Source organism: Cellulomonas sp. PSBB021 (assembly GCF_002240455.1).
GTDB lineage: Bacteria > Actinomycetota > Actinomycetes > Actinomycetales > Cellulomonadaceae > Cellulomonas > Cellulomonas uda.
This window is the reverse complement of sequence record NZ_CP021430.1, coordinates 2559032-2581267: the sequence shown is the minus strand read 5'-3', so window position 1 is coordinate 2581267 and position 22236 is coordinate 2559032. Positions and strand designations below refer to the sequence as shown.

The 22236-nt window shown below is 74.7% G+C and carries 22 protein-coding genes and 1 tRNA gene; 10 read left to right on the top strand and 13 right to left on the bottom strand.

Annotated features, from left to right (window positions below; genetic code table 11):
* Positions 1 to 72: 72 nt before the first annotated feature.
* Positions 73 to 552, top strand: coding sequence for a tRNA adenosine(34) deaminase TadA (gene tadA, locus CBP52_RS11870; protein ID WP_280525823.1), 480 nt, complete (start codon positions 73 to 75; stop codon positions 550 to 552).
* A gap of 21 nt (positions 553 to 573) precedes the next feature.
* Here tadA and CBP52_RS11865 read toward each other — a convergent pair whose 3' ends face one another.
* On the bottom strand, positions 574 to 1392 hold the full coding sequence (locus tag CBP52_RS11865) for an NAD-dependent protein deacetylase (protein ID WP_208405397.1): 819 nt from the start codon (positions 1390 to 1392) through the stop codon (positions 574 to 576).
* 202 nt (positions 1393 to 1594) lie between these two features.
* On the opposite strand from CBP52_RS11865, the gene CBP52_RS11860 reads away from it, so the two are divergent.
* Positions 1595 to 1684, top strand: a tRNA-Ser gene (locus CBP52_RS11860).
* Between the two features lie 59 nt (positions 1685 to 1743).
* On the opposite strand, the gene CBP52_RS11855 is transcribed toward CBP52_RS11860, so the two are convergent.
* Both CBP52_RS11855 and CBP52_RS11850 read right to left on the bottom strand, forming a co-directional pair.
* On the bottom strand, positions 1744 to 2535 hold the full coding sequence (locus CBP52_RS11855) for a serine hydrolase (RefSeq protein ID WP_094181118.1): 792 nt from the start codon (positions 2533 to 2535) through the stop codon (positions 1744 to 1746).
* Between the two features lie 177 nt (positions 2536 to 2712).
* On the bottom strand, positions 2713 to 4206 hold the full coding sequence (locus tag CBP52_RS11850) for an MFS transporter (RefSeq protein ID WP_094181117.1): 1494 nt from the start codon (positions 4204 to 4206) through the stop codon (positions 2713 to 2715).
* Between the two features lie 173 nt (positions 4207 to 4379).
* Here CBP52_RS11850 and CBP52_RS11845 point away from each other — a divergent pair, with 173 nt between their 5' ends.
* Entirely contained in the window at positions 4380 to 4973 is a 594-nt protein-coding gene (locus CBP52_RS11845; RefSeq protein WP_094181116.1) for a TetR/AcrR family transcriptional regulator, read from the top strand.
* 36 nt (positions 4974 to 5009) lie between these two features.
* Here CBP52_RS11845 and CBP52_RS11840 read toward each other — a convergent pair whose 3' ends face one another.
* The 4 genes from CBP52_RS11840 to CBP52_RS11825 form a co-directional block, all read right to left on the bottom strand.
* Positions 5010 to 5963 (bottom strand): diguanylate cyclase, encoded by a 954-nt coding sequence (locus tag CBP52_RS11840; protein ID WP_094181115.1) that lies wholly within the window; start codon positions 5961 to 5963, stop codon positions 5010 to 5012.
* A 106-nt stretch (positions 5964 to 6069) separates the two neighbouring features.
* A complete protein-coding gene (locus tag CBP52_RS11835; RefSeq protein ID WP_094182347.1) occupies positions 6070 to 7536 on the bottom strand; it encodes an NAD-dependent succinate-semialdehyde dehydrogenase in 1467 nt (488 codons plus the stop codon).
* 363 nt (positions 7537 to 7899) lie between these two features.
* A complete protein-coding gene (gene phoA / locus CBP52_RS11830; protein ID WP_094181114.1) occupies positions 7900 to 9315 on the bottom strand; it encodes an alkaline phosphatase in 1416 nt (471 codons plus the stop codon).
* Between the two features lie 156 nt (positions 9316 to 9471).
* Positions 9472 to 9867, bottom strand: a complete 396-nt coding sequence (locus CBP52_RS11825; protein ID WP_157732595.1) for a L,D-transpeptidase — start codon at positions 9865 to 9867, stop codon at positions 9472 to 9474.
* A gap of 176 nt (positions 9868 to 10043) precedes the next feature.
* Here CBP52_RS11825 and CBP52_RS11820 point away from each other — a divergent pair, with 176 nt between their 5' ends.
* The 3 genes from CBP52_RS11820 to CBP52_RS11810 all read left to right on the top strand — a co-directional run bounded on the left by CBP52_RS11820 (position 10044) and on the right by CBP52_RS11810 (position 14172).
* Entirely contained in the window at positions 10044 to 11966 is a 1923-nt protein-coding gene (locus tag CBP52_RS11820) for an AAA family ATPase (RefSeq protein WP_094181113.1), read from the top strand.
* A gap of 53 nt (positions 11967 to 12019) precedes the next feature.
* Positions 12020 to 12979 carry an Fpg/Nei family DNA glycosylase gene (locus CBP52_RS11815; RefSeq protein ID WP_094181112.1) on the top strand — a complete coding sequence of 320 codons (960 nt, stop codon included), beginning with the start codon at positions 12020 to 12022 and terminating at the stop codon, positions 12977 to 12979.
* A gap of 257 nt (positions 12980 to 13236) precedes the next feature.
* On the top strand, positions 13237 to 14172 hold the full coding sequence (locus tag CBP52_RS11810) for an LLM class F420-dependent oxidoreductase (RefSeq protein WP_094181111.1): 936 nt from the start codon (positions 13237 to 13239) through the stop codon (positions 14170 to 14172).
* Here the strand turns inward: CBP52_RS11810 and CBP52_RS11805 are convergent.
* Positions 14160 to 15434 carry a glycosyltransferase 87 family protein gene (locus tag CBP52_RS11805; RefSeq protein WP_232514466.1) on the bottom strand — a complete coding sequence of 425 codons (1275 nt, stop codon included), beginning with the start codon at positions 15432 to 15434 and terminating at the stop codon, positions 14160 to 14162. The genes CBP52_RS11810 and CBP52_RS11805 overlap by 13 nt on opposite strands.
* Before the next feature lie 92 nt (positions 15435 to 15526).
* Positions 15527 to 15742 carry a hypothetical protein gene (locus CBP52_RS11800; RefSeq protein WP_094181109.1) on the bottom strand — a complete coding sequence of 72 codons (216 nt, stop codon included), beginning with the start codon at positions 15740 to 15742 and terminating at the stop codon, positions 15527 to 15529.
* Between the two features lie 157 nt (positions 15743 to 15899).
* Here CBP52_RS11800 and CBP52_RS11795 point away from each other — a divergent pair, with 157 nt between their 5' ends.
* Complete coding sequence (locus tag CBP52_RS11795; RefSeq protein ID WP_232514465.1) at positions 15900 to 17258, top strand: uracil-xanthine permease family protein; 1359 nt, start codon at positions 15900 to 15902, stop codon at positions 17256 to 17258.
* Positions 17259 to 17338: 80 nt separating this feature from the next.
* Here CBP52_RS11795 and CBP52_RS11790 read toward each other — a convergent pair whose 3' ends face one another.
* The 4 genes from CBP52_RS11790 to CBP52_RS11775 form a co-directional block, all read right to left on the bottom strand.
* The gene (locus CBP52_RS11790; RefSeq protein ID WP_094181107.1) at positions 17339 to 17950 is read right to left on the bottom strand and encodes a LytR C-terminal domain-containing protein; all 612 of its coding nucleotides are present in this window, start codon (positions 17948 to 17950) and stop codon (positions 17339 to 17341) included.
* Positions 17947 to 18243: a type II toxin-antitoxin system VapB family antitoxin gene (locus tag CBP52_RS11785; protein WP_094182346.1), complete on the bottom strand. Its 297-nt coding sequence runs from the start codon at positions 18241 to 18243 to the stop codon at positions 17947 to 17949. The genes CBP52_RS11790 and CBP52_RS11785 overlap by 4 nt, the downstream gene beginning before the upstream one ends.
* 68 nt (positions 18244 to 18311) lie before the next feature.
* Positions 18312 to 18986 carry a DUF2510 domain-containing protein gene (locus tag CBP52_RS17950; RefSeq protein WP_232514464.1) on the bottom strand — a complete coding sequence of 225 codons (675 nt, stop codon included), beginning with the start codon at positions 18984 to 18986 and terminating at the stop codon, positions 18312 to 18314.
* 104 nt (positions 18987 to 19090) lie between these two features.
* On the bottom strand, positions 19091 to 19294 hold the full coding sequence (locus CBP52_RS11775) for a cold-shock protein (protein WP_094181106.1): 204 nt from the start codon (positions 19292 to 19294) through the stop codon (positions 19091 to 19093).
* A 245-nt stretch (positions 19295 to 19539) separates the two neighbouring features.
* Between CBP52_RS11775 and CBP52_RS11770 the strand changes: the two genes are divergently transcribed.
* From CBP52_RS11770 to CBP52_RS11760, 3 genes are all read left to right on the top strand, one after another.
* Positions 19540 to 20898, top strand: a complete 1359-nt coding sequence (locus tag CBP52_RS11770) for a hypothetical protein (protein ID WP_157732594.1) — start codon at positions 19540 to 19542, stop codon at positions 20896 to 20898.
* Positions 20899 to 20930: 32 nt separating this feature from the next.
* A complete protein-coding gene (locus tag CBP52_RS11765; protein ID WP_094182344.1) occupies positions 20931 to 21284 on the top strand; it encodes a TraR/DksA C4-type zinc finger protein in 354 nt (117 codons plus the stop codon).
* A 68-nt stretch (positions 21285 to 21352) separates the two neighbouring features.
* Positions 21353 to 22228: an endo alpha-1,4 polygalactosaminidase gene (locus CBP52_RS11760; RefSeq protein WP_094181104.1), complete on the top strand. Its 876-nt coding sequence runs from the start codon at positions 21353 to 21355 to the stop codon at positions 22226 to 22228.
* Positions 22229 to 22236: the final 8 nt, after the last annotated feature.

The following is a 22236-nucleotide window of genomic DNA, read 5'->3' as shown; positions in this document are numbered from 1 at the left end:
GCTACTAGCCGGTAGGGGCCGCCGTGCCGGGACCCGCCCGCCTGTGACGGGCGGGTGCGCCATCATGGCTGCGTGGACAGGGGACGGCCGGTGGACGTCGCGGACGAGTGGGCGATGGGGATCGCGCTCGACGAGGCACGGCGTGCCGTGGCGACGGGCGACGTGCCGGTGGGTGCGGTCGTCGTCGACCCGCACGGCGCGGTCGTCGGACGCGGACGCAACGTGCGGGAGGCGGAGGCCGACCCGACCGGCCACGCCGAGGTCCAGGCGCTGCGCGCGGCGGCCGCGACGCTCGGCCGGTGGCGCCTCGACGACTGCACGCTCGTCGTGACGCTCGAGCCGTGCGTGATGTGCGCGGGCGCGATCGTGCTCGCACGCGTCCCGCGGCTCGTGCTGGGCGCGTGGGACCCGAAGGCCGGGGCGTGCGGGTCGCAGTGGGACGTGGTGCGCGACCGCCGGCTCAACCACCGCGTCGAGGTGGTCGGCGGCGTGCGGGACGAGGAGTGCGGCGCGCTGCTGCGGCACTTCTTCGAGCTCCAGCGCGACCCCTGACCCCCCGGCTCTGCCCCGACGCTAGACGGGGTCGCCGGCCCTGGGCGTGGGGAGTCTGTCGCTGAGCGCCGTGAGCGTCTCGGACGTGCCCGCGTCCAGCGTGATCGTCGCCAGGCCGTCACCCCGGGTCGCACCCCGGTTGACGACGACGACGGGCTTGCCCGCCTTCGCGGCGTGCCGCACGAACCGCAGCCCCGACTGCACCGTCAACGAGGACCCTGCGACGAGCAGCGCGTCGGCGGCGTCGACCATCGCGTACGCGCGCTCGACCCGCTCCCGCGGCACCGTCTCGCCGAAGTACACGATGTCCGGCTTGAGCATCCCGCCGCACACCTCGCAGTCCGCGACGACGAACCCGCTCGTCGTCTCGATCACCGCGTCCGCGTCGGGCGCGATCTCGACGTCGCCCACCGCGCCCACGGACTCGACGAACCCGGGGTTGAGCTCCTCGAGCCGCTGCGCGAGATGCGCGCGGGACACCACGTGCCCGCAGGACAGGCAGACCACGCGGTCGTAGCGGCCGTGCAGGTCGATCACGTTGCGCGAGCCCGCGTCCTCGTGCAGCAGGTCCACGTTCTGCGTGACGACCCCGACGACCACGCGCCGCGCCTCCATCGCCGCGAGAGCGCGGTGCCCCGCGTTCGGCTCGGTGCGGTGCACGTGCCGCCAGCCCACGTGGTTGCGGGCCCAGTAGTGGCGACGGAACGCCTCGTCGCCGACGAACTGCTGGAACGTCATCGGGGTGCGCGGCGGGGAGTCCGGGCCGCGGTAGTCCGGGATCCCGGAGTCGGTCGAGACGCCCGCGCCCGTCAGCACCGTGAGCCGCTTGCCGCGCAGCAGCGCGACGACCTCGGCGAACGTCCCCGCGGCCGGGCGCGCCTCGTCGGTGCGCTGGGCGGGCGCCGCGTAGCGGGTCGAGCGGGTCTCGGGCGTCACCCGACCACGGTACGTCGGCACCGCGCGGGACTCCCGGGCCCTGGCCGGAGGTGGATCTGGACCGGATTCGGAGCATCGGGCCCGAGCGGGTACCCTTCTGCACCGAGGTAGCGTGTCCGAGCGGCCTAAGGAGCACGCCTCGAAAGCGTGTGTGGGTGAAAGTCCACCGTGGGTTCAAATCCCACCGCTACCGCCAGTCGAAGGGCCCCACCCCGCAGCGCGCTGCACCGGGTGGGGCCCTTCGTCGTCGCCCCGTCAGGCGCACAGGAGACGGTCGATGGTGGCCGCGATCTCCTGGGTGACCGCGGCGGCGTGCTCCGCGGGCAGGACGCCGTGCATGGTCGTCGTCGCGATGGTGACGGCGCGGCCGCCGGCGGTGACGCCGCCCTCGGTCTGGTAGCCGGGGATGATCCCGCCGTGGCCCCAGGCGAGGCGCCCGCACGAGAGCTCGGTGGACTGCAGCCCCAGCCCGTAGCGCATGGTGGTGGGGATGCCCGGCAGGTCCATGGCGACGGTCGTCGTCATCTGCGTGAGCTCGGCCGGGCGCAGGAGCCGCCCACCCAGCAGCGCGCGGAAGAAGGTGTTGAGGTCGCCGGGCGTGGTGACCAGGTCGCCGGCGCCCCAGGACGTCGACGGGTCGATCGCGCTGTGCTCGACGAGGGCGCTGCCGGCCGGCTCGGCGTGGTAGCCCAGCGCGTGCGGTCCGCGCAGGGTCCGCTCCCCGCGTGCGGGGACGTAGGTGCCGGTCAGGTGCAGGGGCCGGATGATGCGCTCGGTGATCGCCTCCCCGAGCGGGCGGCCGGTGACCTTCTGGACGACGAGCCCGGCGAGCACGTAGTTGGTGTTGGAGTACGACCAGCGGCCGCCGGGGCCCGAGCCGGGTGCGGGTCCGCGGTCCCCGGCCACGGCGACGGCCGGTACGGCGATCGCGGTCCCCGCGACGACGGCGCACACCGCGGCGAGCGCCGACAGCCGCGCGGGGCGCCGCGGCCGGCGCGGCGGGGTGCGGGGCACGAGGGTCGTGGAGGGTGCGGTGCGAGCGGTCATCGGAGCTCCTCGTGCGGCGTCGGCGGCCTTCGGCGGATGCGGGGACCGATGCAGGTCGAGCCGTGTGTCAGCGGCCTGACCTGCATCGATCCCGGCATGCTCCAGCGTGGTCGGTGGGGCCCGGGCGCCACCATCGGGGGACCACCCCAGTCGGGGTGGGGGAACCCCTAGTGGGCGTCAGTCCGCGAGCGCGAGCTCCGGGGTGCGCTCGTCGGTCGTGGCCTCGCGGTGCGGGGTGACGACGGTGGGTGCGGGGGTCGGGCGGCGCACCAGGGCGGCGAGCAGGACGACGGTCGCGGCGGTCAGGCCGGCGCCGACGAGGAACGCCTGCTGCGCGCCCGCGACGAACGCGTGGCGGGCGACCTCGAGCGCGGTGGCCCCGACCGGTGCGGCGGCACGCGCGGCCGACTCCGCGACCGTGACGAGCACCGCGAGCCCGAGCGCGCCGCCGATCTGCTGCGACGCGTTGACGAGCCCGGAGGCGGCACCCGCGTCGCGCGGGTCGACACCCTGCAGGCCGGCCGCGGTGAGCGGCACGAACGCGAGCCCGTTCCCGATCCCGAACAGCACGAGCGCGACGAGGATCTGCGGGTAGCCGGTGCCGGCGTCGATGCGGGAGAGCAGCAGGAGCGCGACGGTCGTGGTCGCCAGGCCGGCGACGAGCAGCGGCCGGTTCCCGACGCGCTGCATGAGACGTGCGCTGACCTGGGAGAACACGAGCAGCATGACGGTGATGGGCAGGAACGCGACGCCTGTGGCGAGCGGCGAGTACCCGAGGACGTCCTGCAGGAACTGCGTGAGGAAGAAGAACAGCCCGGTCATCGCGGCCATGAGGAGCAGCCGTCCGCCGAGCGCGGCGGAGCGTGTGCGGTCGGCGAACAGCCGCAGCGGCGTGATGGGCGCGGGTGCGCGCAGCTCGGTGAGCACGAACGCGGCGAGCAGGAGCGCGCCGACGGTGAACGAGGCGAGGGTCGTGGGTGCGCCCCAGCCGTCCTCGGCCGCCTCGACGAACCCGTAGACGAGCGCGGTCATGCCGATGGTCGAGGTCGCGGCGCCGACGAGGTCGAACCGCCCGGGGTGGCGCGGCGTCTCGGGCAGCACGGCCCGCACGAGCGCGACGAGGGCGAGACCGATGGGCACGTTGACGAACATGACCCACCGCCAGGACGCCCACTGCGTGAGCATGCCGCCGGCGATGAGGCCGAGCGCGGAGCCGCCGATCGAGACGGCGGAGAAGTAGCCGAGAGCGCGGGCACGCTCGGCGCCCTCGGGGAAGCGGGCCATGAGCAGCGCGAGCGCGGACGGTGCGGCGAACGCGGCGCCGACGCCCTGCGCGGCGCGGGCCGCCAGCAGCACGCCGGGGCCGGCGGCGATCCCGCCGACGAGGGACGCGGCGGTGAACAGCGCGATCCCGGCGACGAGCACGCGCCGCCGGCCGAGGAGGTCACCGGTGCGGGCGCCGAGCAGCAGGAGCCCGCCGAACGCGAGCGTGTAGGCGTTGAGCACCCAGGACAGGCCGGTGGGCGTGAAGCCGAGCGAGGACTGCAGGTCGGGGAGCGCGACGTTCACGATGGTCATGTCGAGCACGAGCATGAGCTGGGTGGTGAGGATCGCCGCGAGGACGAGGACGGACGAGGCCGGACGGCGACGAGGGGACGCGGGCGCGATCATGCGGACCTCCGCGGGGTTAGGGTGGGAGCAGAAGCGGAACCCGCCTCCGGATATGACTATATGGAGGATGCCTCCGGTTGTGCAACCGTGTTTCCCCGTCCCCGTGGGAGCATGGCGTCCGGACGGCCACGACGGGCCGGACGACGAGGAGCGCGACGAAGGCAGGTGACCAGGTGAGCGACCGGACGACGACGCAGCGCCCCCTGCGCGCCGACGCCGCGCGCAACCGCTCGAAGATCCTCGAGGCCGCCGGCGCCGCGTTCGACGCGAGCGGCACCGAGGTCTCGCTCGAGGACGTCGCCAAGGCCGCGGGCGTCGGCATCGGCACGCTGTACCGGCACTTCCCGACGCGGCTCGAGCTCATCGCCGCCGTCTACCGCTCGAGCCTCGACGCGTTCGTCGCGCACGCCGACGAGCTGCTCGCCGAGCGCCCCGCGGCGGAGGCCCTCGACGACTGGGTCCTGTCGTTCGTCGACTACGTGATCCGCAAGCGCGGCATGGCCTCGGCGCTCAAGGCCGGGCTCGGCCCGGACGCGCAGCAGGTGTTCGCCGAGGGGCGCGAGCGCATGCTCGCCGCCGCCTCCCGGCTCGTCGTCGCCGCCCAGGAGCAGGGCGCCATCCGCGCGGACGTGGACGCGGGTGACCTCATGCGCGCGGTGAGCGGCGTGTGCCTCGCGGGCTCCGAGAGCGCCGACCGCGAGAGCACGGTGCGCGTCCTGCGCCTCCTGCTCGACGGCCTGCGCTGGTCCGCGCCCGCGCCGGCCTGACCACCCGCCGCACGCGACCGGCGCCGGACGGCGCGGTCACGACGAGCGCGCGAGCTCACCCACGAGGGCCGTCGCGGCGGGGTGCTGCTTGGTCGCCTGCATCTGCGCGAGCGCCGCGGCCACGAGCTCCTCGGGTCGCTCGGGCCCCGCCGCGACGACGACGCGCACCGGACGGTCGTCGCCGCGCTGCGGGGTGAGCGCGCGCATCGCCGCACCGCGCACCAGCGACACGTGGCGCGCGAGCCGCTCGTCGCCCGCGCCGCTCATCGTCACCGCCATGAACTCGTCGGACCCGGTCCGGCCCACGAGGCTCCCGCCCGGCAGCGCGGCCTGCAGGCGAGCCGCGACGCGCCGCAGGAACTCGTCCGCCGCGTCCGGCCCGTGCGACGCGTTGAGCGCGCCGAACCCGTCGACGTCCGCGACGAGCAGCACCAGCCGGCGCCCCGAGCCCGCGAGCATCGCCGACCACGAGCGCAGCGTGTGCAGCACCATCTCCCGGCCCGGCAGGCGCGTCAACGGGTCGTGCAGCGACCTCGTCGTCAGGGACGCGACGAGCGACAGCACCAGGTCACCGGTCGCGACCGACGCCCACGTCGCGGAGCGCACCACCGCGTCGTCGTACCGCGCGGCACCCGTGCGCTCCATCGCCCGCGTCGCCGCCTCGGCGATGCTCGTGCCCGCGTCGACGACGAGCGGTGCCCAGTCCGCGACCTCGCCGACGGGCCGGCGGGACAGCACCGCGCGCCCGAAGCCGAGGCGGCCCGTCTGGGCGTCCGTGAACCGCGCCCGCGTCAGGAGCCCGATCGCGGCTTCGTCGTGCCCCCGCACGCCCAGGCACGAGACCAGGGGCGAGCGGAAGAACGCCTCGACGTCGCTCATCGGGACGTCCGGCTCGACCACGGGCAGGTCGACCGCCAGGTCGTCCACCGTCCGGTGCACCCCACCGGCGGCCCGCGCCGCCCTGACCAGCATCTCCACGTCGTTCGCCACGCGGGCATGCTGCCCGACGACCGGCGCGGTGAATCGGTCCGAACGGACACCGCGCACAAGAGTTCACCGAGCGGTCACCGACCGTCCGCCGGGGCGCCGGCAAGGCTCAGGCGAACGGGTCCGCCGTGAGCGTGTACTTGGTCTGGAGGTACTCGTGGATGCCCTCCGCGCCGCCCTCGCGGCCCAGGCCGGAGAGCTTCCACCCGCCGAACGGGGCCGCCGCGTCGGAGACGACGCCCACGTTGAGCCCCGTCATCCCCGTCTCGAGCCGCTCGACCATGCGCTGCCCGCGCGCGAGGCTCTCGGTGAACACGTACGAGACCAGCCCGTACTCGGTGTCGTTCGCGAGGCGCACGGCCTCGTCCTCGTCGTCGAACGGGACGATCGCGAGCACCGGGCCGAAGATCTCCTCGCGCAGGAGCGCCGCGTCGGGCGGCACGTCGGCCAGCACCGTCGCGGCGTAGAACGAGCCGGGCCGCTCGACCCGGGAGCCACCGGTCAGCAGCCGTGCACCGCGGGACACCGCGTCGTCGACCAGCTCCTCCACCTTCGCCACCGCGCGGTCGTCGATCAGCGGCCCGATCGTCACGCCCTCCTCCGTGCCGCGCCCGGTACGGAACGCCGCGACCCGCTCGGTGACCCGCCGCGCGAACTCGTCGGCGAGCGAGCGGTGCACCAGGAACCGGTTCGCCGCCGTGCACGCCTGGCCGATGTTGCGGAACTTGGCCGCGATGGCGCCGTCCACCGCCGTGCCGAGGTCCGCGTCGTCGAACACGACGAACGGCGCGTTGCCGCCGAGCTCCATCGACGTGCGCAGCACCCCGCCCGCGGCCTGCGCGAGCAGCTGCCTGCCCACGGGCGTGGACCCCGTGAAGGACAGCTTGCGCAGCCGCGGGTCGCCGATGACGGCCTCGGACACCGGGCCCGTGCGCGTCGTCGTGACCACGTTCACCACGCCCGCCGGGACACCCGCGTCGAGCAGGAGCTGCGCGACGAGCAGCGTGGTCAGCGGGGTGAGGGACGCCGGCTTCACGACGACGGTGCAGCCCGCCGCGAGCGCGGGGGCGATCTTGCGCGTGGCCATCGCGAGCGGGAAGTTCCACGGCGTGATCAGGTAGCACGGCCCGACCGGGTGCTGCGTGACGACCATCCGCCCCGTGCCCTGCGGGTTCGCGCCGTAGCGGCCCTGCACGTGCGCGGCCTCCTCGGCGAACCAGCGCAGGAACTCCGCGCCGTACGTGACCTCGGCACGCGACTCCGCGAGCGGCTTGCCCATCTCGACGGTCATGAGCAGCGCGAGGTCGTCGGCGTGCTCGACCACCAGGTCGAACGCCCGGCGCAGGACCTCGGCGCGCTCGCGGGCGGGTGTGCGCGACCACGCGGGGAACGCCTCGGCCGCGGCGTCGAGCGCCGCGCGGCCGTCCTCGACCGTGGCGGACGCGACCTGCTTGACCACCGAGCCGTCGCTCGGGTCGTGCACCGGGAACGTCGCGCCGTCGGACGCCGCGCGCCACCGCCCCCCGACGAGCAGGCCGTCGGGGACCCGCGCCAGCAGGTCCGCCTCGCGGCTCACGTCCGCACCCTCACCCGTCACCAGCCGACCTCCCGCGCCGTGCCCCACCGTCCCCGTCCCCGTCCCCGCGAGCGTGCCACGCCCGCCCCCCTCCGGCACGGCGTCGCCCGGCCCGCCCGGGCGCTGTGGGTGGAGAAACGCTCGCCAGGTGAGCGTTTCTCCACCCACTGACGGCCGGCCGCGGGGCGGGTGCCCGGCGGGTGGTGCTCACCACGGCGCCGTACAGCACCTCGGACGCGTGGTGCGCGGCGATCTGCCGACGAAGCTGGGCTGCGTCGTCCGTGCGCACACCTACACCCTCGGAGCGGACGCGGACGCGGGCCCGACGAACGTGCGTCGGGCCCGCGTCGGGGTGGCCTGCGGTCAGCGCGCGGGCCTGCGCGGGTCGAGGCGCAGCGCGTCACGCATCGTGAAGAACAGGTCCGTCTGGTCGGTGAGCCCGACGACGTTCGCGGCCCATGGCCCGTACGCCGCGACCCGCAGCTGGCTGCCCGTGTGCTGCTGCGAGCCGCCGGCCTCCGCGGTGCCGTACGCGACGGTCATGGGGACGCCGTCCGCGGTGAGCAGCGTGCGCGTGAGGCCGGGCGTGGTGCTGCCCGCGGCGACGATCTGGCTCGAGTGCGCGTGGTCGGCGGTCACGACGACGAGCGTGTGGCGGTCCTTCTTCGCGAAGTCGAGCGCGGCTCGCACGGCCTCGTCGAGGTCGACCGTCTCGCCGATCTGACCGCACGGGTTGGCGGCGTGGTCCTGCTTGTCGATGCTCGCGCCCTCGACCTGCAGGAAGAACCCGGTGCGGGCGTGCTTCTGGTCGAGCAGCCGGATCGCGGTCCGGGTGAGCTCCGCGAGGGTCGGGGCGGTCCCGTACGCGGGGTTGGGCGTGCAGCGCACGGCCGGCTCGGAGCCGCCGGTGCGGGTCGCGAGCGGGCCCGTCCAACGCACGGGCAGGTTGCCGGGTGCGAACAGCCCGAGCACGGGCGACTTCTGGTCGGCGCGCTTCACGGCGGCGAGCGACGCGGCGTCCGTGACCACCTGGTAGCCGCGGTCGGCCGCCTGCTGGAGCAGCGTGCGCCCGGCCCAGGGGCCGGCGACGGCCTTCTCGCCGAACGTCGTCGCGCCGCCGCCGAGCGTCACGTCCGCGCGCGTGTCGAGGATCTGCTCGGAGATCGAGCCGCGCCCGCCGTTCTCGCGCGCGTTCGTCGGGCACGTCCTGCTCGTCGCGACCGGGCCGTAGCAGGACCGGCTCGTGACGTGCGACGCGAGCACCGCGGGGGTCGCGTCCTGGATCTCGGCGGTCGAGACGTTGCCGGTGCGCAGGCCGTTCGCGCGTGCGAGCTCGAGGATCGAGCGCTGGGCCTTGCCGGTGACGTCGACCGAGACCGCCCCGTTGTACGTCTTGGTGCCCGTGGCCCAGGCGCTGCCCGACGCGGCCGAGTCCGCCACGTAGTCGGGCGTGCCGTCCTTCTCGAGCGCGTACGTCGTGTACTGGCCGGTGAGCGGCAGCGCGTCGATGCCGGCGAAGCGTCCGGCGGCACCGAGCGCGTAGTTGCGGGCGACGGTGATCTCCGAGTCACCCATGCCGTCGCCGACGAGCAGGATGACGTTACGGGCCGGGCCCGGGTCGAGCTGGCGGCGCAGCTCCTGGGTCTGGTTGCCGGAGATCCGGCGGGCGTCGCCGTTCCCGGTCAGGTCGCTCGTCGCGGCCCAGCCCGTCGCGGCGCCGGCCGTGAGCGCGACGACGATCGTCGCGACGGCGGCCGCGCGCAGCTTGCGTGTCCTCATTAGGGGCTCCTCCACCTGGGTGTGCCCGCCGCGGGGGTGCGCGGGCCGCACGGCAGTCCATCGGCGCCCGGTGGCGTGCGGGCACCGCGCAGGTGACGGGGTGGGGACGCGCGGACGAGCATCGGACGAACACGACGAACCGCCCGGGTGTGCCGGTCAGCGCACGACGACGAGCGTGCCCGCCGGCACCGTGCGCCACAGCACGTCGAGCACGTCGTCGGCCAGCCGGACGCAGCCGTTGGACACCTCGCCGCGCGAACGCAGCGTCGTCGAGTGGAACGCGGTGGCCGACGTGCGCGTGCGGGTGTCGTACGCATCCATCGTCTCGCTCTGCGACGAGAGCAGGACCACGCGCGGCGTCGTCTTGCCCGGCTCGGCCCAGAACGTGCCGAAGACGAACTGCGGACCCGGCGGTGTGGGCCGCGCGGCCGTGTCGACCGTGAGCCGCCAGTCCGTGCCGGACCGTGCGGTGTCGGCGGTGCGCACCCACGCCGTGCGCTGGTTGACGCGCGTCGGGTCCTGCGACGGCCACGCGCCCCGGCCCGCGACCATGACGCGCAGCCAGCCGGGGCGCGCGTCGACCTCGGACCGGGGTCTAGGCCGAACGGGTGGTCCGAATTGTCGCGTATTGCGAAGGTCCGTCACCCGCTCGACGATGGGCGCACGCGGCGCCGCGCGCGCCGCCCTGACCGCGTGCCCGGCGTGCGCGCCCCCGAGAGGAGTCCCTCGTGGCCGACGAGCTGCTGTCACCGATCCGTCAGGGTGCGCACGACATCGCGATCGAGCGTGAGCGGATGCGCCGCCGCCGGGTGTACCGGCTCGCGGCCGTGGTGCTCGCGGTGGAGGCGTGGGTCGTCGTCGGCTCGCTGCAGGGCTGGCCGCTGCTGCCGCAGCTGCCCCCGGTCGACCCGTTCCTCGTGACGATCGTCGTGTTCTTCGTCGCGATGCTGCTCATCGTCGTGCTGACGACCGTCGGGACGTCGCGCTCGCCGCACCTCGTCTACCGCCCCGAGCAGGTGGACGTCACGCTCGACGACGTCATCGGCATCGACCCCGTCAAGGAGGACGTGCGCCGCTCGATCGACCTGTTCCAGACCCACCGCCGGTTCGCCGACCAGATGGGCGGCACCCCGCGGCGCGGCCTGCTGTTCGAGGGCCTGCCGGGCACCGGCAAGACCATGACCGCCAAGGCGATGGCCGCCGAGGCGGGCGTGCCCTTCCTGTTCGTGTCCGCGACCTCGTTCCAGTCGATGTACTACGGCGCGACGGCCCGCAAGATCCGCGCGTACTTCAAGGCGCTGCGTCGCACGGCACGCCGGGAGGGCGGTGCCATCGGCTTCATCGAGGAGATCGACGCGATCGCCCTGCGCCGCGGGGGGATGCTCGGGGCGTCGGCAGGGTCCTCGTCGGGGCTGCCCGCGGGGGTCTCGGCGGCGGGCGCGTGCGTGCAGTCGCCCGCCGTGCGCCTGCCCGCCGTGCGCCTGCCCGGGGTCGGGGGGACGACGACGAACGCCGTGGTGTCCGAGGGCACGGGCGGCGTGGTCAACGAGCTCCTGGTCCAGATGCAGTCGTTCGACGAACCCACCGGCGGTGACAAGCTGTACAACCGGGCGGTCGCTGCCGTGAACCTCCTCCTGCCGGCGCACAAGCAGCTCAAGCAGCGCCGGCCCGGGCGCGCGCCGATCCTGCTCATCGCGGCCACCAACCGCGCCGACTCGCTCGACCCCGCGCTCCTGCGTCCGGGGCGCTTCGACCGGCACCTCACGTTCTCCACCCCCGACGCGCACGGCCGCCGCGCGCTCGTCGACCACTTCCTCGCGCGCCGCTCGCACGAGGTGTCGCTCGACGAGCCGACGCTGCGCGACCGCATCGCCGCGGCCACCAACGGCTGGACGCCCGTGATGATCGAGCACCTGCTCGACGAGGCGCTCGTCAACGCGCTGCGCCGCGGCTCGCTCACCATGTCGTTCGAGGACGTCGAGCAGGCGCGCATCACCGAGATGGTCGGCATCGGCCAGCCCGTTCGGTACACCACGGCCGAGCAGGAGCTCATCGCGACCCACGAGGCCGGCCACGCGACCGTCGCGTGGCTCGTCGCACCCAACCGCACGCTCGAGGTGCTGACGATCATCCGCCGCGGTGAGGCGCTCGGACTGCTCGCGCACACGGACTGCGAGGAGGTGTGGACGCACTCGCAGTACGACCTGCAGGCGCTCGTGCAGATCGCGATGGGCGGCTGGGTCGCCGAGGAGCTGTTCTTCGGGCAGACGACGACGGGCCCTGCGAGCGACCTCGCGGCCGCGACCCGCACCGCCGCCCAGATGGTCGGCGCCGCCGGCATGACCGGGTCGCTCGTCTCGTTCCTCGCCGTCGACCGCGACCTCGTGGCCGCGGTGCTGGCCGACTCCGCCTCGCGCGAGCAGCTCGAGGGCGTGCTCGACGACGCGCGCTCCACCGTGCGGCGCCTGCTTTCCCGCAACCGGCACCTGGTCGAGGCGCTGCGCGACGCGCTGCTCGAGCGGCACGAGCTCATCGGCCCGGAGATCACCGACGTGCTCGAGCGCGCCCAGACGCAGGCCGACGTCCGGGCGTCCCGTCCCGTGCTCGCGGCGGCGATGGGCGCCCGCATCACGCGTCCTCCGGCCGCCTGACCGCGGCGTACCTCGACGACTCGTCGGACGCGTCGGGTCGGTAGCCTGCGGGGGTGCCCGAGGGTCATACCGTTCACCGGATCGCGCGGCAGCTCACGCTCGACCTCGTCGGCCGCCCGCTGGCCGTGAGCTCCCCGCAGGGGCGGTTCGCCGCCGGCGCGGCGCGGCTCGACGGTCACGTCATGGAGAGCGCCTCGGCCGTCGGCAAGCACCTGTTCTGCGCGTTCTCGTCGGGCGACGTGCTGCGCGTGCACCTCGGGCTGTACGGGGCGTGGGACTTCCACGGCCGGCTGACGCCGCTCACGCCGGGCGAGGCCGCCTGGGGGTCGCTCGGGGCACCGCGGCTGCGCCGGGCGGTGCGCATGGGGGAGGACGAGCGCGAGTCGCCCGCCGACGAGGGCGGCCTGGTCGCGGGGGTGCCGCACGACGACGGCCCGTTCCCGCCCGAGCCGGTCGGTGCGGTGCGGGTCCGGCTCGCGTCGGACACGACCGTGGCGGACCTGCGCGGGCCGTCGGCGTGCGAGGTGCTCGACCCCGACGAGGCGGCCGCGGTAGTCGCCCGGCTCGGGCCCGACCCGGCGAGCGTGACCGACCTGGACGCCGCGGGTGCCGAGGTGGTCCGACGGCTGCGGGCACGCGGCGTGGCCGTCGGCCAGCTGCTCATGGACCAGTCGGTCGTCGCGGGGATCGGCAACATCTACCGCGCGGAGCTGCTGTTCCGCGCGCGCCTCGACCCGTGGACGCCGGGCAGGCAGGTGCCGGCCGAGGTCGCCCGCGCGCTGTGGGACGACTGGGCACGGCTGCTGCCGGACGGCATCGCGACGGGCGTCATGCTCACGCGCGAGGACCTCACGCCCGACGAGCGCCGTGCCGCGCTGACCGACCGCACGCTGCGGCACTGGGTGTACGGGCGGGCCGGTGAGCCGTGCCGCGTGTGCGGCACGTCCGTCGTCGTCGAGGACATGGCCGCCCGCAAGCTCTACCGCTGCCCCCGCTGCCAGACCCGCCCCTGACCCCCGCCCCGGCGGACCCACCCGGGCCACCCCCCGCCCCCGCCCGACCCGCCCCCGCCCTCCGACCGACCCGCGACCCCGCGGTTGCTCCGGCTCTGGCGGGCCTTTCCCGGAGGAACGGCGGTCTCGCGCGAGACGAGGACGCCGACCCCGCGGTTGCTCCGGCTCTGGCGGGGCTGGTACCGGAGGGATGGCGGTCTCGCGCGGGGTGGTGGGGTGGTTGGGGCGGGCAACTCGTGGTGCGGGATGATGCGGGGATGGAACTTCGTGTCTTCACCGAGCCTCAGCAGGGGGCCACCTACGACGACCTGCTCCGCGTCGCCCGCGCGACGGAGGACCTGGGCTTCGACGCCTTCTTCCGCTCCGACCACTACCTGGGCATGGGCACGCCCGGCCTGCCGGGACCGACGGACGCGTGGACCACGCTCGCCGGCCTCGCGCGCGAGACGAGCCGGATCCGCCTGGGCACCCTCGTCTCGTCGGTGACTTACCGCTACCCGGGCATCCTGGCGATCCAGGTCGCGCAGGTCGACCAGATGTCCGGCGGTCGCGTCGAGCTGGGGCTCGGCACGGGCTGGTTCGAGCAGGAGCACACGGCGTACGGCATCCCGTTCCCGGCGAAGCGGTTCGGCCTGCTCGAGGAGCAGCTCGAGATCGTGACCGGCCTGTGGGGCACCCCGGTCGGCGAGACGTACTCGTTCGACGGCGAGCACTACACGCTCACGGACTCCCCGGCGCTGCCGAAGCCGACGCAGCAGGTGCACGGCCGGCCGGGTGTGCCGGTGATCGTCGGCGGCAACGGCCCCACGCGCACCCCCGCGCTCGCGGCCCGGTTCGCGAGCGAGTTCAACCTCGCGTTCCCGGAGCTCGACACGGTCGAGGCGAAGTTCGCGCGCGCCCGCCAGGCGTGCGAGGAGATCGGCCGCCCGGCCGACGACCTGGTGCTGTCCGCGGCGCTCGTGCTGTGCGTCGGCACGGACGAGCAGGAGTTCGCGCGCCGCGCCGCGGCGATCGGCCGGGAGCCCGCCGAGCTGCGCGAGCACGGGCTCGCGGGCACGCCCGGCGAGGTCGTCGAGCGCCTGCAATGGCTGCGCGGGCTCGGTGCGAGCCGCGTCTACCTCCAGATGCTCGACCTGGCCGACCTCGACCACCTCGAGCTGGTCGCGGACGCGGTCGCGCCTCAGCTCGGCTGAGACGCGGTCTCGGGGAGCTGCCCGCCGGACATGGGCGACGCGTCGTCGTCGGGCGGCGCGGGCTCGTCGTGCGCGTCCCGCACGAGCGCGACGACGACCGTCGCGGCGAGCACGACGACCGCGACGTTGCGTGCGGCCAGCAGCGCCGTCGCGCCCGCGCCGCCCGCGGTGATCTGCGAGTACAGCCACGGGAAGACGAGCTGCGTGGCACCCGCGACGCCCGCGACGAGCCACGCGGTGACCCGCCAGCCCGGCAGGCGCAGCGCGAGCGCCACCGCGACCGGCGGCGCGACCCACCCGACGTACTGCGGCGAGCCGACCTTGTTCAGGACGATGAGCAGCGTCGCCACCAGCAGCGCCCCGCGCAGCAGCAGCTGGGCGCGCGCGGTGTCGTCGGACCACAGCCGCGGGCCGAGGCGCCGCGCGCACCACCACAGGAGCGCGCCCGCGGCGGCGACGCCGAGCACGAACAGGACGCCGAGCGTGTCGGAGACGGCCTGGGTGCCGGGCCCGTGCACCTCCCACGTCACGAGCTCCGCGTTGAGCTCGACGCGCAGGTCGGGGGAGACGAGGCTCGCGAGCATCCACGGTGTCGCGCCGACCGCCTCGATCTGCAGTCCGCGCTCGCCCTGCTCGGACAGGAAGGACAGCAGGTGCTCGCGGCCCCCGCCGGCGAGCACGAGACCGACGACGCCCGCGCACACGAGTGCCGCGGGCAGCACCACCTCACGCCAGGGACGGCGGACCACGACGACGAGCGCGAGCAGCAGCGCGCCGGGCGCGGCCTTGACCCACGCGCCCACCGTCAGGAGCGCCGCCGCGAGCCGCGGGTGCCGCAGCGCGACCACGAGCGCCACGACCACCACGGGCGCGACGACCGCGTCGAGCCGGCCCATCGCGACCGGACCCAGCAGCGCGGTGAACGCGACCCACCACCACGCGCCCGTCGTCGTGCGCTCGATGCGCCGGTGCCCGACGACGCGCGGCGCGTGCAGCAGCGCCACCAGCCCCACCGCGTTCAGCGCGGTGACCAGCAGGCTCCACGCGAGCGAGAACCCCGGCCCGTACCCGGTGCCGCCCAGCGCGGCCAGCAGCATCGGCGCGACCGCGCCCGCGGGGTAGACCCACGGCCCGTCGAGCACCGGCCACACACCCTCGTGCAGGCCGAGCCACATCCACCAGCGGTACAGGTCGAGGTCCCAGAACGTCTCGGTGGGGCGCAGGTACACCCCCAGGACCAGCAACCAGGCGTGGACCAGCACGAACGCGGTCCAGACGGGCAGCGACGAGCGCAGCAGGCGGTGCAGCGGGGCCTCCGGTTCGGTCGGCCCCGCTCACCGGCGGGGCGTTGTGGTCAGTGCACGGGCGGGACGGCGACGCCCGTCTGCGGTCCCGCGGGCGGGATCACGACGGGACGCTCCTGCGAGAGCAGCTCGTCCACGTCCTCCTCCCGTCCCTCGTCGGGTGCGGGCGGCGCGCTCGGAGCGGTGCTCACGACCGGGTCCGGCGCGTCCCCGGGGACGACGTGGCTCGGCGTGGGCGGGGTGACGGTCGGGTCGTTCTCGGACATCTCGGCCTCCCGAGTCGATGCGGACGTTACCCCACGAAGATGGCATGCGGATCCGCACCCCGCGCGGCGGGCCCGACCACTACCTTTCTCCCGGGGGGCGAGCGGTCGCCCGACCGCTCGTGGTGACGCCCGGGTGCCGGGCCGACAGGAGGACGACGTGGCGGTGGTGGCCAAGGTCAGGAGCACGCTCGGGCTGGGTGGGTGGAAGGTGCACGGCGACGGGCGCTCGATCCCTCCGGGTGAGGTGGTCGCACCCGACGAGCGGCTCTCGTGGCCGCGGACCATCGGCATCGGCATGCAGCACGTCGTCGCGATGTTCGGCGCGACGTTCCTGGTGCCGCTGATCACCGACTTCTCGCCGCAGACGACGCTGTTCTTCTCGGCGGTCGGGACGCTCGCGTTCCTCGTCATCACGGGCAACCGCGTGCCCAGCTACCTGGGCTCGAGCTTCGCGTTCATCGCGCCGATCCTCGCGGCGACCGCGAGCGGGGGCAAGCAGGTCGCGGTCGGCGGCATCCTCGCGACGGGCCTGACCCTCGCGGCCGTCGGCGTGCTCGTGCACCTCGTCGGGACGCGGTGGATCGAGGTGACGATGCCGCCCGTGGTGACGGGCACGATCGTCGCGCTCATCGGGCTCAACCTCGCGAGCGCCGCCTGGGGCAAGAGCGAGGACTCCGGGTTCCGGTCCGCGCCCGTGACGGCGCTCGTGACGCTCGGCTCGATCGTGCTGTGCACGGTGCTGTTCCGCGGCATCCTCGGCCGGCTGTCGATCCTCGTCGGCGTGGTCGTCGGCTACGTGTTCGCGATGCTGCGGGGCGAGGTCGACTTCGACGCGCTGCGTGACGCGCCGCTGATCGGCCTGCCCGAGTTCGTGACGCCGCGGGTCGACGGCAGCACCCTGGGACTGTTCCTCCCGGTGGTGCTGGTCCTGATCGCGGAGAACATCGGCCACCTGAAGTCCGTGACCGCGATGACGGGCCGCGACCTCGACCCGGTGACGGGCCGCGCGCTGCTCGCCGACGGTGTCGCGACCAGCCTCGCCGGCCTCGGCGGAGGGTCGGGCACGACGACGTACGCCGAGAACATCGGCGTCATGGCCGCGACGCGCGTGTACTCGACCGCGGCGTACTGGGTGGCGGGGTTCACCGCGCTTCTGCTGTCGATGTCGCCGACGTTCGGCGCGGCCATCGCGACCGTGCCGCAGGGCGTGATCGGCGGGGCCGCGACGCTGCTCTACGGCATGATCGGCCTGCTCGGGGCGCGCATCTGGATCCAGAACAAGGTCGACTTCTCCAACCCGGTGAACCTCACGCCGGCGGCGATCGCGCTGATCGTCGGCATCGCGGACTACACGTGGGTCGTCGGGGACCTGACGTTCTCGGGCATCGCGCTGGGCACGGCGTCCGCGATCGGCGTCTACCACCTGATGCGCCTGGTCGCGCGGTGGCGTGGGACGTCGCTCGAGCCCGCCTCGCCGGCGTCGGCCCCGGCCGGCGACGAGGTCGCGGCGCACTGACCCGGACGACGAAGGGGCCGGTCCCGCCGAGGACCGGCCCCTTCGTCGCGCGCCGGGAGGTGGTCAGGAGCCGAGCGGTGTCAGCTCGTGGGGGCTGCGCTGGTCGCGCCGGCCACCGGCACCTTGGTGCAGCCCTTGGGGGCCGCGAGCGGCTTCTCGGGGTCCAGACCGACCTCGTCGGCCGGCACGAGCGCCTTGAACTTGGTGCCGAGCACCACGTCGATCTCCGGCCCCTTGCGACCGTCGAGCACGAACTGCGGCTTCTGCACGTGCGCCGCGACGGTGTACGCCGCCGCGATGCCCGACTGGCCGAACGCGATGCGCACCGTGCCGTCGAACGTCGGCTGGTTGTCGGCCTCACCACCCGCGAACCCGCGGTCCGTGAAGCCCTTGAGCGTCGCCGCCGCGAGCCCGGCCGTGGACGTGGAGTTGTACACGTTGACGGTGATGTCCCCGTACGGGACGGGCAGCGCGCCGTCGGGCGGGCACGGGTAGCTGCGGGTGGTCGCGCTCGGCGTGGGCTCCGCCGCGAACTCCTGCTCCATGAACGGCAGGCTCAGGCTCCCCGTGTACACGGCCGCCGAGCCGAGCCCGACGACCGCGAGGGCCGCGAGCAGCACGCCGAAGATCACGGCCTGCCGCTCGTGCATGTGGCGCCGGCGCAGGGCCCGGGCGCGGTCCACGTCGCTCACTCGATCACCAGCACCCGGGCGTGCAGCACGGGACGCTGCTGCAGGGCCGCGCGCACCGCGCGGTGCAGCCCGTCCTCGAGGTACAGGATCCCCTTGTACTGCACGACGTGCGCGAACAGGTCGCCGTAGAACGTGGAGTCCTCCGCGAGCAGCGCGTCGAGGTCCAGCGTCCGCTTCGTCGTGACGAGCTCGTCGAGACGGACCTGGCGCGGCGGGACCTCGGCCCACTGCTTGGTCGTCTCGAGCCCGTGGTCAGGGTAGGGCCTGCCCTCGCCCACGGCCTTGAAGATCACGGAGGCCACTCTAGGGTGCGCGGCGCCGGGCGCGGACCGGACCACGCCCAGCACGGGCGTGCGGACGGTCACGCGCTGCCCGTCGAGCTCTCGTCCCATGTGTTGTCGATCCAGGTCTGGTTGTCGCTGTCGATGGTCAGGACGAGGCGCACCGGGCGCTGGAAGCCGTCGGCCCACCGCGCCATGCCCTCGCAGGTCAGCAGGTGCGCCTCGGCCCCGTCGGCCGGCCGGGTGGCGGTCGCGAGGTGGTCCTCGACCGTGCGGACCTGGTCGATCGCGACGAGCGCGACGTCGCCCGGGGCGGCGTCCTCGGCGGCGAGGCGGACCTCGTCGACCGCGACCTGCTCGCACGACTGGCCGCGCAGCGACTCGTCGAACAGCTCGTCGTCCCACATGGCGACCATCCGCGGTGCCGCGAGCAGCCCGGCCCCGACGACGACGACGCCCGCGGCGACCGCGCTCCCGACCGAGACGAGGGCGATCTTCCCGCCCGACCACGGCGGCTTCGTCGGACCGGGGGCCGCACGTCGCGCCTGCCGCACGTGCGCGGTCCACGAGGCACCGTCGAACCAGCGCACCTGGTCGGGGCGCTGGGGATCGGGGTACCAGCCGGGGATCGGCGTCGTCATCGTGTCCTCGTGGTGCGCGCGGCTCTCGTCGTCCTCGTCGCCTGGGTTGTCGGCACGCGCGCAGCGCGTCATGAGCCGAGCGCCATGAGCCGTGCGCCATGAGCCGAGCGTCATGAGCCGAGCGTCACGGCCCGCGGCCGCAGGACGGCGGACGGCGGGCCCGTGCAGACCCGCCGTCCGTGCGACGACTGCGCGGTGCGTGCCCGCGCGACGTCAGGTCAGAGCGGCTGGATGTTCGCGGCCTGCGGGCCCTTCTGGCCCTCGGTGACCTCGAACTCGACCTTCTGGTTCTCCTCCAGCGAGCGGAAGCCGCTCGACTGGATGGCCGAGTAGTGGGCGAAGACGTCGGGTCCGCCGTCGTCGGGGGCGATGAAGCCGTACCCCTTCTCGGCGTTGAACCACTTCACGGTGCCAGTTGCCATGTGGCCGTTCTACTTCCTTGCGGCGGGACGACCCCGGCGGTGCCGGGACCGGTGATCACGGTGAAACGTCGTCCGGCCCGCGGCGGAAGCGCACGGTGACAAGCGATGCACTGCGACTACGGCGCCCACCGTACCGGCCGCGGACGCCGCCGGGGAGGCCTGCGTGGACGTCCGTCCAGGGGATCCCCCGGATGCCTGTGCACAACGGCCCCTGCGCAGGTCGCGCCGTTGCTACGGTGCGCGGCGTGAGCGCGAGCCGCACCACCCTGTACGTCCGCGAGGACGGGGACGACGAGGCCGACGGCCGAACGCCCCGCACCGCGCTGCGGCAGGTCGCCACGGCCGCCGCGCGCTGGCGTGCGGCGGGTCCGGTGTACGAGACGGGCTGGACGATCGACGTCGGTCCCGGCACGTACACCGGCGGGATCGCCCTGACGGGCGCGCGAGGGCTCGCGCAGCACGACTTCCTGCGGATCGTCGGGCCGCGGGTCGGCGGGCACCCGAACCGGCCGCTCGCCGTCATCGACCACGCCGCGCACCCGGGGTACCGGTTCGGGCTGCGCGCCTACGACGGCGTGTCCGTGTGGCTCGAGGACCTCGCGTTCCGCGGCGGGTTCGCGCACGCCGTGGACGTGCGCCGCCGCAGCCTGCTGCACTGGCACAACTGCCACGTCGACGGGCAAGGGGTCGGGCAGGTCGGGATCGGGGTGCTCGACCACTGCACGTACGCGGTGGCGGGCGGGATCGTCGAGAACCTCACCAAGCACGGCGTACAGGAGCACCACCACGTGTTCCGCTCCTACGACATCGCCCGCTCCTACGACGAGCAGCTCGTCATCCGGGGCTGCCCCATCGGGCTCAAGGCCAAGGAGAACTGCAACGGCCACGTCGACTACCTGACGATCGAGGACTGCGGCACGGGCATGCAGCTGAACGGCATGTCGGTGGCGAACCTGCGGTTCCTGCGGCTGCGGCGCAACGGCGTCGGGCTCGCGGTCGTGAACTCACAGGTGCACAACACCTCGAGCGTGCAGTTCGGCGAGGGCGACGACGCGAACGAGCGCGACCTCGTCGAGCTGGGGACCTCCGCCGACCTGACGAGCTGGGGCTGGCAGGAGGGCTCGTTCGCGCGGACGACGACGAACGCGCACCGGCCGCTGCTCACGCTCGGCGCGTCCTACGACGACGAGGACGTCGACTCCCGGCACCCCCGCGCGCACGTCGAGCTGCGCCGCGTCGTGCGGGCGCGTCGGTACCGCGCGGCGGGCACCCGGTTCCGCGTGGTCGTGCGGGGCGTGGTCACGCAGCGGCTCGCCCGGGCGGCGACCCTGGACGTCCGGCTCGACGACGACGTGCTCGCGCACCTCGTCGTGCCGGCCCGCACGCGTGCGGGGACCGCGTTCGAGGCCGAGGTCGAGGTCGTGTGCGCGCGCGACGGGGACCACCAGAAGGTCACCGCGCGCGTGCACGGCGTGCCCGGGGCGCTCGTGCACCGTGCGCTCGAGCTCGACCTCCTGCGGGACCGGAGCGTGCTCGTCGTCGCAGGCGTGGACCCGGACCGGGAGGGTGCGCTCGTCGTCAGCACCGTGGAGGTCTGGGGGTGAGGTCCGCGCGTCCGCGTGCGAGGGTGGCGGGCATGGCGCTGCCCGTGGACGACGAGGTGCGCGCGCGGCTGCTCGCGCTGCGCGCCGACGCGCTCGAGCGCGCGGTCGGGCTCGGCGCCGCGAAGTCGGACCTGGTCGAGGCGGCGTGGGGCGCCAACATCGACGACGAGCACGACCCCGAGGGGCAGACCATCGCGTTCGAGCGCGCGCAGGTCGACGCGCTCGCCGCCGACGTGCGCCGGCGCCTCGCGGAGGTCGACGCCGCGCTGGACCGGCTCGCCGCGGGTACCTACGGCACGTGCGTCGTCGGCGGGGAGCCCATCGACCCGGCGCGGCTGCTCGCCCGCCCCACCGCGACCACGTGCGTCGCGCACGCGCCGCGCTGACCCGGGCGGCGCTGATCCGGGTGGCGCTGCCCGGGCCGCGCTGACCCGACCGCGCCTACAGTGACGCGGTGACGACGAGCCCCACCCGCCCGCGGCGGCGCCCCGCGCGTGCACCGCTCGCCGCGCCCGTCGTCGGCGCGCTGCTCGTCGCCCTCGGGGCGTGCACGTCGACCGCCCCGCGGCCCTCGTCGTCGGCGTCACCACCGGCGCCCCTCGTCGCGCTGCCCGATCCGGGCTCGCCGTTCGAGTACCAGCTGGGCGGCGCCGACGAGCCCCTCGACGCGACGCGCGTCGTCGTCCGGGACTCGACCGAGGCACCCAGCGGTCGCTACGACGTCTGCTACGTCAACGGCTTCCAGACGCAGCCCGACGAGACCGAGCAGCTCCTGCGCGCGGCGCCCGAGCTGGTCCTGCACGACGACGGCGAGCCCGTGCGGGACGAGGGCTGGCCCGACGAGGCGCTCTACGACCTGCGCACGGACGCGCTGCGGGCACGAGTCGCCGAGCGCGTCGGGGCGGTGGTCGACGCGTGCGCGGCCGCGGGCTTCGACGCGGTCGAGGTCGACAACCTCGACTCGTACACGCGCTCGCACGGCCTGCTCACCGCGGAGCACGCCCTCGCGTACGCCGCGCTGCTCGTCGAGCGCGCGCACGCGCGCGGGCTGGCGTTCGCGCAGAAGAACACCGCCGAGCTCACCCGGCAGGTCCGTGCGCTCGGGGCGGACCTCGCGGTGAGCGAGGAGTGCCAGGAGTGGGACGAGTGCGCGACGTACACCTCCGCGTACCCGGTGGTGCTCGACGTGGAGTACAGCCGCGCCGCGTTCGACGAGGCCTGCGAGGCCCGGTCGCACGCGGCGCAGCGCGACCGGGGTCTGTCGGTCGTGCTGCGCGACCGCGACGTGCTGCCGCGCTCGGACCCGGACGCCGTGCACGAGACCTGCTGAGCGCGAGC

Excerpts from the sequence above, each read along its gene's own strand:
- CBP52_RS11855 (WP_094181118.1), bottom strand. The coding sequence starts at position 2,535 with ATGACCGCTCGCACCGCACCCTCCACGACCCTCGTGCCCCGCACCCCG.
- CBP52_RS11850 (WP_094181117.1), bottom strand. The coding sequence starts at position 4,206 with ATGATCGCGCCCGCGTCCCCTCGTCGCCGTCCGGCCTCGTCCGTCCTC.
- phoA (WP_094181114.1), bottom strand. The coding sequence starts at position 9,315 with ATGAGGACACGCAAGCTGCGCGCGGCCGCCGTCGCGACGATCGTCGTC.
- CBP52_RS11825 (WP_157732595.1), bottom strand. The coding sequence starts at position 9,867 with ATGGTCGCGGGCCGGGGCGCGTGGCCGTCGCAGGACCCGACGCGCGTC.
- CBP52_RS11810 (WP_094181111.1), top strand. The coding sequence starts at position 13,237 with ATGGAACTTCGTGTCTTCACCGAGCCTCAGCAGGGGGCCACCTACGAC.
- CBP52_RS11800 (WP_094181109.1), bottom strand. The coding sequence starts at position 15,742 with ATGTCCGAGAACGACCCGACCGTCACCCCGCCCACGCCGAGCCACGTC.
- CBP52_RS17950 (WP_232514464.1), bottom strand. The coding sequence starts at position 18,986 with ATGACGCTCGGCTCATGGCGCACGGCTCATGGCGCTCGGCTCATGACG.
- CBP52_RS11775 (WP_094181106.1), bottom strand. The coding sequence starts at position 19,294 with ATGGCAACTGGCACCGTGAAGTGGTTCAACGCCGAGAAGGGGTACGGC.
- CBP52_RS11765 (WP_094182344.1), top strand. The coding sequence starts at position 20,931 with ATGGCGCTGCCCGTGGACGACGAGGTGCGCGCGCGGCTGCTCGCGCTG.